Source organism: Rhizobium sp. UBA1881, from assembly GCF_002338015.1.
GTDB lineage: Bacteria > Pseudomonadota > Alphaproteobacteria > Rhizobiales > Rhizobiaceae > Rhizobium.
This window is the reverse complement of the sequence record NZ_DDHH01000171.1, coordinates 1-10,415: the sequence shown is the minus strand read 5'-3', so window position 1 is coordinate 10,415 and position 10,415 is coordinate 1. Positions and strand designations below refer to the sequence as shown.

Here is a 10,415-nt window from a genome sequence, read left to right as displayed (position 1 = left end):
GCAGCGCCAGCATGCCGGCGGTCACCGCGCCGACCACGAGCCAGCTCTGCAGCCTGGCAACCGCGAGATCGGAGCGCAGGTCGCTGGCGATTTCGTAGAACTCGGCAACGCCGATGATGTCGCCCGACCAGGGTTCGCGGATCGGGCTGTAGATTTCCAGGAGTGGCTGGCCGCTATCCTGCTCCAGCTGGTTCTCCTCGCCCTCGAGGTCGTCGAATTCTGCATGAACCGAACCGGCAAGCGCCGTGGCAAGCCCTTCAGTCATCGCGAAGTGCTTTCCGACGAGGCTGGGCTCGCTGCTGAAAAGCACCGTGCCATCTGGGCGCCAGATCTTGAATGAATAGAGCCTGCCGCGCAGGACACCCTGCTGTAACGTTTCTGTCAGCGCCAGCTTGGCGCCTTCGCCGAGCGAGGTTGCGGAGGCAAGTTCCTGTGTGAGCGGCGCGATGATGCTATCGACATAGAGTGCCGTGGCGCTGGCGGTGTTGCGCACTGCCGCGGCCTCGATCCGGCTCGTGACCCACAGCCCGATGAGCGCCATGCCAAGCAGAAGCACGAGACCCCCGACAATGCCGAATTGCCACGCCAGGCTAAGCCTTTGGCGCAACATCCTGCGAGGTGGAGTGAGCGAAACGACATTCATGGCGCTAACATATCGATCTTTTCTTGCCAGATGAAGAAGGACCGTTGGCCGTGTGGCACGGACGAAAGCCGGGGACGGTGAGATGTGCCGGGCGCATTGAAGCGTCATCTGAAATATTGAGAATTCGGTAAGGTTCTGGCGCTAGGCTGGTTAGCGTTAACGAAGCCTTACTCGGTAGAAGATGATTCGGCGCATCCTCATTGTTGTGATGATCATGCTGACCACTATCGGCAGTGCACAGCTTTGCCTTGCGAACACGTCCTTCGTAGCCCCTTGCCAAACCGAAGTTCTCACCGAAGGCGACGCCGTGTCTGGTACGGACAACCGCGACATCAGCCATGTCAATGACGCTGAACACTGGACGAGGCGGTCAACTGTTGACGCCTGGCCCGATGCCTGGGAACTAGCCGACGTAAGCTACTATCCCAATCTCCCGATCCATCTGGAAGGCCGGGCGCTCGATCCCATCTATCGGCCGCCAATCGACGGCGGCACGCTTTCTCATCCCAATCCAATAGCCAGAGCAGCCTGACGATCTCCTGTTGATTGAGGGCTGCTCGAGAGAGAGCCCTGATGTTGTTGATTGCTGACGCACCCATGAGCCTGCCTGCATCGCCGCGATATGCCCGGATAACGGGAGCGCGCGCACGATGAGCCTCGTATCGAAAATCATCCTCGCGAAACGTCGCGGCCATCTCAACGTCTCGATACAAAACGGGAAGAGCCGAAAGAAGGTCGATCTCTACAGGCAGGGCAAGACGCGCGTTCTTCTGGTTGCGCTGGCACTCGTCATGGGATTTGGGGCGAGTGCCGTGCGGCTCGTCGAATATGGGGTTCGTGATCCCGAGGCCACATCTGGTATCCTGCCGTCTGACAAGCTACTGGCATCGCGACCAGACATTCTCGACCGGCACGGGCAATTGCTTGCAACCGACGTTCGGACCGTCTCGATGTTTGCCGAGCCCAACAAGATCGTCGATGTTGATGATGCGGTGGAAAAGCTCGCCACCATCTTTCCGGATCTCGATCGCAAGGCAACTTACGCAAAGCTCTCTGTCAAATCATCACGGTTTGCATGGCTTCGCCGGCAGATCACCCCTCGCCAGCAAAGTCAGATCCTTGAGTTGGGGATACCGGGTGTCGGCTTCCGGCCGGAAAAGAAGCGATTTTATCCAGGTGGCAACACGGCCGCGCATGTGCTTGGCTATGTCGATATCGACAATCGTGGCGTTGCCGGGATGGAACGTTACCTCGACCAGCAGGGGCTCCTTGATCTTCGAGCCGCCGGTCTGACAAGCGACATGCCGCTTGAGCCGGTAAAGCTATCCATCGATCTGCGCGTGCAAAACATCGTGCGCGAAGTTGCCGCAGAAGCCATGGTCAAATATCGGGCGGAAGCCGCAGGCGCCGTTATTGTCGACGTGGAGACCGGAGAGGTTCTGGCGATGGCATCGGTTCCCGATTTTGATCCCAACCAGCCTTCGCGCACACTTGCCAACGGGAAGGTCGACAAGGAATACGAGAAAGGCTGGTTCAACCGCATCAGCAACGCGACGTTCGAGATGGGGTCGACCTTCAAGAGCTTCACGCTGGCGATGGGTCTGGACGAGGGAAAGATCAACCTCAATTCCGTCGTCGACGCCACCCGGCCAATCCGCATGGGCGGCTTCATTATTCGGGATTTCAAGGGCAAGAACCGCGTGCTCACCATTCCCGAGGTGTTTCAGTATTCGTCGAACATCGGTACGGCTGCCGTCGCCGACATGGTCGGCATCGACCGGCACCGGGAATTTCTGACCAAGCTGGGGCTGCTTTCCAAGATGGAGACGGAAATGCCAGGCGTGGCGACGCCGACACAGCCGCGAACATGGAAGAAGATCAACTCGGTGACAATTTCCTTCGGTCACGGCGTCGCGACGACGCCTTTGCAAACGGCCGTTGCAGCAGCCTCGTTGATCAACGGCGGCAAGCTAGTCCCACCGACCTTCCTTCCGCGCAGCCCTGAGCAGGCAGGCGATATCGCCAAGCTTGTTCTCAGCGACAAGACAAGCCAGGACATGCGCTATCTTTATGCCTGGAACGGTATCAAGGGATCGGGCCGCAGCGCCCAGGTCGAAGGCTTCAACATTGGCGGCAAGACAGGAACAGCCGACAAGGTCGTCGATGGTCGATATGCGAGCGACAAGAACTTCAATGCGTTTGTTGCGGCCTTTCCGATGGATCGGCCCAAATACATCGTGCTGACCATCATTGACGCGCCGGAGACGGGAGAACATGGCGGCCGCACGGCGGCATCGACGGCAGCCCCGATGATCAAATCGATCATTGGTCGCGCAGCGCCATTGCTTGGGGTCGCACCACGCTTCGGTAGCCCGGATGCTCAGTATCTATTGGCAGACTACTGACCTAATGCCTGCGATGAGCCCAGGGACAACAAGGGTTCGATCACCGTGCTGGAGACTTTGACGCCTTGTGGAGCGGGAAACCAAGGCCGTTGATGCCCTCCTTTAAAAAAACACCCCGCGCATGGCGGGGCAAAAAGGGGGGAAGAGTGGCTACGGGGGACATTTCGCAGCCTTCATATCAATTCACATGACCTCAATTGGTTCCGGGCCCAAACAGTTTTCCGTTCGATGCCTGTCAAAGCTTTGCTTTGGCTCGGAACGAATCACTTCGTCGACAGTTGAGTCGCGTCAGCAGTCATCGAGGTAGAGCGTCATGAATGGCATGCATGAGCCCATCCCAATTGCCCCGCTCCATGTGGATATAGAGGGCGCCGGCAGATACGTTGCAGCAAACAACGTCGAAAACATCGCGGCCCTCTTGATCAGCGTCGAGTGGCCGAACAAGACGCCGCCTGCTTTTCACCGGGCGCTCGTCACGTCGCTCGAGGCGCTCGACCACTCCGTCTCCCCAGCGCAGGCACGCGCCGCCTTCGTCGATGCTGCCCACGCCGCCGGTATGCACGTTATTCCAGATGATATGAGTGAGATCAAAAAGGCGAGCTGACCATCATTCCGCGAGCCCGCTTGATCCACGTTCCAATTGCCCCTCTCACGACTTTCTTTTTGGCAATCGATATCGTCTTGATCGTTGTTGAGTGCGGCAATCAGGTGAGGCGCGTCAGATCTGGATTTGCTTGAACCATCGCGACCAACTCCAGCCCCCGTTTGTACTTGACTGGATCGGAGCGTGCAGCGTTGGCTTGCTGCAGATTGTCCTCGAGGTCGGCTATCTTTACAGGGCAGGCGAGCTTGTTTGCGACTGCGCGGATGACGAACTGATCGTCAGTTTCGTCCTCACGGCGGGTAAGCGCTTCAACGGCGCTGACGACATCGTCACCGAAGCCCTGCTGACGAAGCCGGTCGAAATCCCAGCCGTCACATTTCTCGGCGATGTCGTGAAGAAAGGCATCGGTCTTTTCCTTCGCGCTTTGCATGCGATCAGCCACTCGTTCGCAGTGATCGAAATAGGGCCGGCCAGTCTTGTCCGACTGCCCTTGATGCGCGTCGCGCGACAGCTTTCGGGCCACCTCAAGTTCCCAAGCCTCTCCCGCTGTTTCACCATGTCTCGCCATTGATCGGCCCTCCACAGCAAAAAACGCATCGCGTGTCGTCGTGGTTCCCCGCGTAACTCCTGTCATCGTCCGACCTGCAGTGAGTCCGATCAGTTCTTGCAATCAAATGACGGTTTGCAACCCAAGTTCGACGACACGCCCGGTTGGAAGGCTAAAATAGTCCGTCGCGTTGCCAGCGTTTTGCGCAAGCACGATGAACAGGCGGTCCTGCCAGAAGGGCATCCCGCCTTTTTTGGATGGTAGGATCGTGCGACGCGACAGGAAAAATGACGTCGACATGATGTCGAACTTCAGCCCGAGCTTGCGCACCAGCACCAGGGCGCGCGGAATGTTGGGCGTTTCCATGTATCCGAAGGTGATCACCAGGCGGCTGAACAGCGGACTGAAGCTTTCGAGGAAAATCTTCTCGTCGTCCGGCACGAACGGCTCTGTTGCAGTGATCACGCTCAATATAACGTTGTGTTCGTGCAGGACCTTGTAGTGCTTGAGGCTGTGCAACAGCGCGGTGGGGGCGCCTTCTACATCGCTCGTCAGAAAAATGGCAGTTCCTGGCACCGTCGTCGGCGGCTTTGTCGTCAGCCTCTTTATGATCCCTTCGAGCGGAACTTCATCGGCGCGTGTTTGCGCAGCAAGAAGCCGTCGTCCCGCCATCCATGTTTGCATGATAAGGCCCATGGTGCATGCAACGGTGACTGGAACCCATCCTCCCTCGGGAAACTTGGCAATGTTTGCCATGAAGAACCCTGCGTCGATCAAGAAAAGCGGAGCAATCACGGCTGCCGTACTCAACGTCGTCCATCTCCAAATGTGTCTCATGACAACAAACAACAGGACGCTCGTGATCAGCATCTCGCCGGTAACGGCAATCCCATAGGCGGCCGACAATCCGCTCGAGTTCCTGAAATACAGGACGAGTGCGACGACAAATATGAAAAGGAACGCGTTTACCTGGGGCATGAAAATCTGCCCCTGATGCGTCTGCGAGGTATGCAAGATCTGCAGGCGTGGCAGGAGGTTGAGGTGCATGGCCTGACGAACAAGCGAGTATGCGCCCGAGATCACCGCCTGGCTCGCGATCACGGTTGCCGCTGTTGCAAGGCACACGATCGGCACACGCGCCCACTCCGGATGCATGCCGAAGAACGGGTGGTCGGTCATGCCTGGATTGGCAAGGACAAAGGCACCCTGTCCGAAGTAGTTGAGAAGCAGGCAGGGAAAGACAAGCGAAAACCAAGCGATCACGATCGGCCGTCTACCGAAGTGCCCAAGGTCGACATAAAGCGCTTCGGCGCCGGTCACGGCGAGGAAGACTGCGCCAAGGACGGCAATGGCATGCCCCACATTGTTCGATGCGTAAAGAACGCCATGGAGTGGGTTGATGGCATTGAATATTTCGAGATCATCCATGATGTGGATTGCGCCGCTAATTCCCAGAACCAGGAACCAAACAGCCATAACCGGCCCAAAAACTGCGGCAACGCCGCCCGTGCCGAAGCGCTGAACGAAGAAAAGCACGGCGATGATGGTGACGGTGATGGGAACGATCCATGCCGACAGACCTGGCGCCACAACCTGGATCCCTTCTACAGCCGAAAGGACCGAGATTGCTGGCGTTATGATCGCGTCGCCCAAAAACAGCGATGCGCCCGCAACACCCAGTACGAGGATCCATGCGGGTTTTTCTACAAAGCTCTGTCGCGCAAGTGTCATCAGGGAAAGCGTTCCGCCTTCTCCACGGTTGTCGGCCTTGAGTACAAACGTCACATACTTCACCGTGACGACGATGGTCAGGGCCCATACGATGAGGGAAAGGATACCGAGAACATTTTCCCGGTGTGATCCAGATCCGGCTGTAGCGTGCAATGCCTCGCGAAATGCATAGAGCGGGCTCGTCCCAATGTCGCCATAGACGACACCAAGTGCCGCCAGCACCAGTGAGGGCAGGCCGCTACGGGTTTCAGACGCGAGTTCCGGGTCTTCGGAGCGGAGTTGAGGATAGGTCACCGGGCGGTCCTGATGAAAGCGATTTTGTTTCAGGGTTGTAGCTGATGATATCGCTGAACGCAGGAATGTTCGATTGGTTCGATTGGCTGAACCACAGTATTTGTATGTGTCATGGTAGCCGGGTCTGAACGCGTGGCAGCTTTTCGCTATTTGCCCCCCTCCAAACCCATCGTGCCCGGGAGCTAGAAGCGAACATCGGCGCTTCATTCGATAAACGTCCAACGGTTTCCCCAGTCCATGATTTCACAATCTCGCTCGCATCTTGGAGTGATTTCTTGACTCGTCACCGGAATGAACTGACAACAATTACGGCTAACGCGACCCCATACGCAAACGGGGCTGCTTCATCGGGATCGGCAAATTATCATGTTCGAACTTCAGCAGATCATTGGCGGTAAGCTCGTCTCGGCAAAATCGGGTCGTACCTATCATCGTATTGACCCATACACGGGCAAGGTCGCGAGCCGCGCGCCAGCCTCCGGTTTGGACGACGTGGACGCGGTCGTGTCGGCGGCGGCAGTTGCATTTCCATCATGGTCGCAGACAGGTCCCAGTGAGCGCCGGACGCTTCTGATGAAGGCAGCCGATGTCTTGTCGTCAAAAGCCGATGAATTTGCACGCATCATGATCGAGGAGACTGGCGGCACAGCACCTTGGGCGGGCTTCAATACAATGCTCGCAGCGGGAATATTGCGTGAGGCGGCAAGCATGACCACCCAGATCCAGGGTGAGATTATCCCTTCGGACAAACCTGGCACACTTTCAATGGGCGTGAGGCAGGCGGCAGGCGTCTGCCTTGGGATCGCACCCTGGAATGCTCCGGTCATTCTCGGCACGAGAGCGATAGCAATGGCGCTTGCTTGCGGAAATACGGTGATCTTGAAGGCGTCGGAAGCCTGCCCGGGGATCCATCTCCTCATCGGCCGATCGCTGGTAGAGGCCGGGCTTCCCGACGGCGTGGTAAACGTCATTACGAATGCGCCAGAAGACGCTTCGCAAATTGTCGAGGCTTTGATAGCAGCGCCAGCGGTACGTCGCGTGAACTTCACTGGCTCGACGAAGGTCGGTCGCATAATCGGTGAGCTTTGCGGGCGCCATCTCAAGCCTGCTCTCCTGGAGTTGGGCGGAAAGGCACCATTCATCGTACTTGATGATGCCGACATCGATGCCGCAGTCAACGGCGCAATTTTCGGTGCGTTCGCGAATATGGGCCAGATCTGCATGTCGACGGAACGGATCATCGTCGACGAGAAGATCGCAGATGAATTCGTTGAGAAGCTGGCGGCTCGTGCGAGCAAGCTTCCTGCAGGTGATCCCCGCGGTCATGTCGTTCTCGGCTCGCTCGTCACCCAGCAAGCGGCGATAAAGATGGAAGACTTTATCGCAGATGGTGTTGCCAAAGGCGCCACGCTGGTTGCGGGCGGGAAGCGAGAGGGCTCTGTCGTCGAGGCCACGCTGCTCGATCATGTGAAACCAGGCATGCGAGTCTATGACGAGGAATCGTTCGGCCCTGTGAAGCCCATTATTCGGGTAAGAAGCCAAGCTGAGGCGATAGAGATCGCAAATCAGTCGGAATATGGTTTGTCTTCATCGGTCTATAGCCGAGATGTCCAGCGCGCCATGGCGGTCGCCGCCCAAATCCAGTCAGGCATTTGCCATATCAACGGTCCGACGGTCCATGACGAAGCTCAAATGCCTTTCGGAGGCATGAAAAACTCCGGATATGGCCGGTTTGGCGGCAAGGCTGCGATCAACGAATTCACCGATCTTCGATGGATCACGATCGAGGATCCACACCAGCAATATCCATTCTAGACCGAATGAACCCTCGCTCATGACACGCCTTAGCGGTGCTCGCGCCTTAAACAAAGTCGCTGTCTTCGGCCGATTTTAACCGTAGGTCGAGGCTTCGCGATGATTTTCTAATTTGTAATACTTTTATTCTAGCCACGCCGACATCTTACGTTTAAGTAAGCTGTAATTTAGTTGGTCTTGGTTCGATAACATGAACGAAAAAACAGCGATTGCCGCTCGGGCAGAATTGCTTGCTCTTCTTGCAAACGAGAAGCGTCTTCTCATTGCCTCGCATATTTTAAACCGGGAGCTCAGTGTCAACGAGCTCGCGGAGAAGGTTTCGCTTTCGCAATCGGCGCTTTCTCAGCATCTTGCGAAGTTCCGGGCTGCCAAAGCTGTCACGACGCGACGTGATGCTCAAACAGTTTACTATTCCACTTCGCACGAAGGAGTTCAGAAGGTCCTGGAAGTCCTCAAGGAGTTGTTTGAGCCAGCCGCGGATATCAGAATCAAAAGATCGTTGTAACGTCTGGATGTCAGGCACCTTGCCTGTTTCAGAAACTTGTGATGTATGGCGCCAGCACGCTCGAGAAAACGGCTGGGAGACCAAATGTCGGACGCCAAAGCCTTATTCGTCACGCGGATCGTCGGGGATAGGATGCCCGACGCCGGCCTATTTACCTGGGACATGAACGCCGATCTGGTCTATGCGGACAGTGCTCTTGCTGCGCTATTTGGCCTCGAAGCAGCCGAGACGGAAAGAGGATTGCCAGTACAAGCCTATCTCGATCGAGTGCACCCGGATGACGTTGCCGGACTGGCCAAGCAGATCAGTGATGCCATTGTTGCTCAGCATCCGACCGTTCAGCACTATCGGTCAATGAATGCTGAAGGCTCTTACGTTCGCGTATCAGCCTTTGGCAGGTGCTTTCGCGACCGCAACAACAATCCCATACACTACGCAGGTATCGTCGTACCCTCAGAGGCGCCAGAACCTCCCTCGCATCACTGACGGCCATTCGAGGGCGTCCAAGATCTTCGCTTCGATCATCGGCAGTGGGATGCCGTGATGCGACGGGCACGATTAAGTGCGGCCAAGCGGAACAACTGGGCCGTTGCACCGTTCACGCTCCAAACCAGATGGACGCAGGACGGAGCTTGAGATGTGTGAACACAGCGATGACCGCGACGTCGAAGGCGTTCCGAGCCGAATGTCCTCAAAGACGCAGTTCGCCGAAGGTGGCAATCCACAATCACGACACGTGCTCAAACAATTGGACGTCAAGGCTGAAGCGCCGGAGTGGGATGACCTCTCCCTGATGATGGTACAGGCATTAGAAGGGCGCGCCTGAGCGGCAAGCGATTTGATGTTTGCGGGCGCACTCGGTGCACCCAACAAAGAAATGCGCCATTTCCCGCCAAGCAGCTAAAATGCCGTCTCGGACGCTCAGTGGGAACTCATCTGATGCCCGGGTGATCGACTTCGCGACGGTTGATTGCGCAGCACTACCATTCGATGACGCTTCCATCATAGGCGATGAATGTGCCCGTCTGAGTTTGCCGACTGAGCGTGCGAATGAGCGAGGTGGCTGCTTGCTCTGGGCTGACTGTCGGATGGCCCTTCGAGTATGGCTGCGAGAGCGGCGTTCGAACTGTGCCCGGATGCATCGCCGCTATCACCGCGTTTGGATGGGTTCTCGCCAACTCGATGGATGCCGTCTTCACGATCTGGTTGAGTGCCGTCTTCGATGCGCGATATGAAATCCAGCCGCCCTTCACGTTATCTCCGATCGAGCCGACGCGCGCAGACAGAAACGCTGCCGCCGTGCGGGACTTGCGATCGAGTAGCGGCAAAAAATGCTTGGCGACCAGTGCTGGTCCGACCGCATTGACGCGAAACTGCGAAAGCATGATTTCGGGATCAATCTGACGCAGCGATTTCTCCGGTGGGCAACCATGTGTCGTCAGCATTCCCGTTGCACATATCAGCAGGTGGACCGGGCCATTCGAGAGCCGGTTTGCGTGATCGGCTACACTCGCCTCCGAAAGCAGATCGAACCCGTCCAATTTCCGTGCGATTTCGACCAGCTCGCCGAGATGTGGCTCGCTTTTCAAACGAGCGCAAACGGCAGCTCCGATCCCTCCGCTGGCACCAATGACAACGGCGCGGAAGCCATACGGCAGGGATTGTAGATGAGATTCTGGTTCGGTTGTCATGGCTCTACCACTCAGCGACTTGCTAACTTATCGGGTTGACTAGGCTTGCCGACGGCTCGAACAGAAAGCGACTGCTCATGCTGCACGTCTTACGAAGCGCGCTTTAGATCAGACTACCCAGGTAAGATCATTGATCGAATCGTTTCCGTGTCGTTGCAGGTGCGGCTGCCGAAGCTCATG

10 protein-coding genes and 1 pseudogene are annotated in these 10,415 nt (G+C 56.9%); 7 read left to right on the top strand and 4 right to left on the bottom strand.

What is annotated here, in order from left to right; translation table 11 throughout:
* Nucleotides 1-556: pseudogene (locus tag B3605_RS21015) on the bottom strand (sensor histidine kinase); the annotation flags it as partial.
* A 301-nt stretch (nt 557-857) separates the two neighbouring features.
* On the opposite strand from B3605_RS21015, the gene B3605_RS21010 reads away from it, so the two are divergent.
* The 3 genes from B3605_RS21010 (at nt 858) to B3605_RS21000 (ending at nt 3,652) form a co-directional block, all read left to right on the top strand.
* The gene (locus B3605_RS21010; RefSeq protein WP_296435898.1) at nt 858-1,175 is read left to right on the top strand and encodes a hypothetical protein; all 318 of its coding nucleotides are present in this window, start codon (nt 858-860) and stop codon (nt 1,173-1,175) included.
* A gap of 118 nt (nt 1,176-1,293) precedes the next feature.
* Nucleotides 1,294-3,048 carry a peptidoglycan D,D-transpeptidase FtsI family protein gene (locus tag B3605_RS21005; protein WP_183794175.1) on the top strand — a complete coding sequence of 585 codons (1,755 nt, stop codon included), beginning with the start codon at nt 1,294-1,296 and terminating at the stop codon, nt 3,046-3,048.
* Nucleotides 3,049-3,361: 313 nt separating this feature from the next.
* Entirely contained in the window at nt 3,362-3,652 is a 291-nt protein-coding gene (locus tag B3605_RS21000; protein WP_183794173.1) for a DUF982 domain-containing protein, read from the top strand.
* A 100-nt stretch (nt 3,653-3,752) separates the two neighbouring features.
* Here the strand turns inward: B3605_RS21000 and B3605_RS20995 are convergent, their stop codons facing one another.
* Nucleotides 3,753-4,220 carry an HD domain-containing protein gene (locus tag B3605_RS20995; protein WP_296435900.1) on the bottom strand — a complete coding sequence of 156 codons (468 nt, stop codon included), beginning with the start codon at nt 4,218-4,220 and terminating at the stop codon, nt 3,753-3,755.
* A gap of 102 nt (nt 4,221-4,322) precedes the next feature.
* Nucleotides 4,323-6,224 carry a potassium transporter Kup gene (locus B3605_RS20990; protein ID WP_296435895.1) on the bottom strand — a complete coding sequence of 634 codons (1,902 nt, stop codon included), beginning with the start codon at nt 6,222-6,224 and terminating at the stop codon, nt 4,323-4,325.
* A 366-nt stretch (nt 6,225-6,590) separates the two neighbouring features.
* Here B3605_RS20990 and B3605_RS20985 point away from each other — a divergent pair, with 366 nt between their 5' ends.
* From B3605_RS20985 to B3605_RS20970, 4 genes are all read left to right on the top strand, one after another.
* Complete coding sequence (locus B3605_RS20985) at nt 6,591-8,039, top strand: aldehyde dehydrogenase (RefSeq protein WP_296435893.1); 1,449 nt, start codon at nt 6,591-6,593, stop codon at nt 8,037-8,039.
* 190 nt (nt 8,040-8,229) lie between these two features.
* A complete protein-coding gene (locus B3605_RS20980) occupies nt 8,230-8,544 on the top strand; it encodes an ArsR/SmtB family transcription factor (RefSeq protein WP_296435892.1) in 315 nt (104 codons plus the stop codon).
* Between the two features lie 84 nt (nt 8,545-8,628).
* Nucleotides 8,629-9,030: a PAS domain-containing protein gene (locus B3605_RS20975; RefSeq protein WP_112941922.1), complete on the top strand. Its 402-nt coding sequence runs from the start codon at nt 8,629-8,631 to the stop codon at nt 9,028-9,030.
* Between the two features lie 151 nt (nt 9,031-9,181).
* Entirely contained in the window at nt 9,182-9,370 is a 189-nt protein-coding gene (locus B3605_RS20970) for a hypothetical protein (RefSeq protein ID WP_112973543.1), read from the top strand.
* Between the two features lie 154 nt (nt 9,371-9,524).
* On the opposite strand, the gene B3605_RS20965 is transcribed toward B3605_RS20970, so the two are convergent.
* Nucleotides 9,525-10,235, bottom strand: a complete 711-nt coding sequence (locus B3605_RS20965) for an SDR family NAD(P)-dependent oxidoreductase (RefSeq protein ID WP_296435889.1) — start codon at nt 10,233-10,235, stop codon at nt 9,525-9,527.
* Nucleotides 10,236-10,415: the final 180 nt, after the last annotated feature.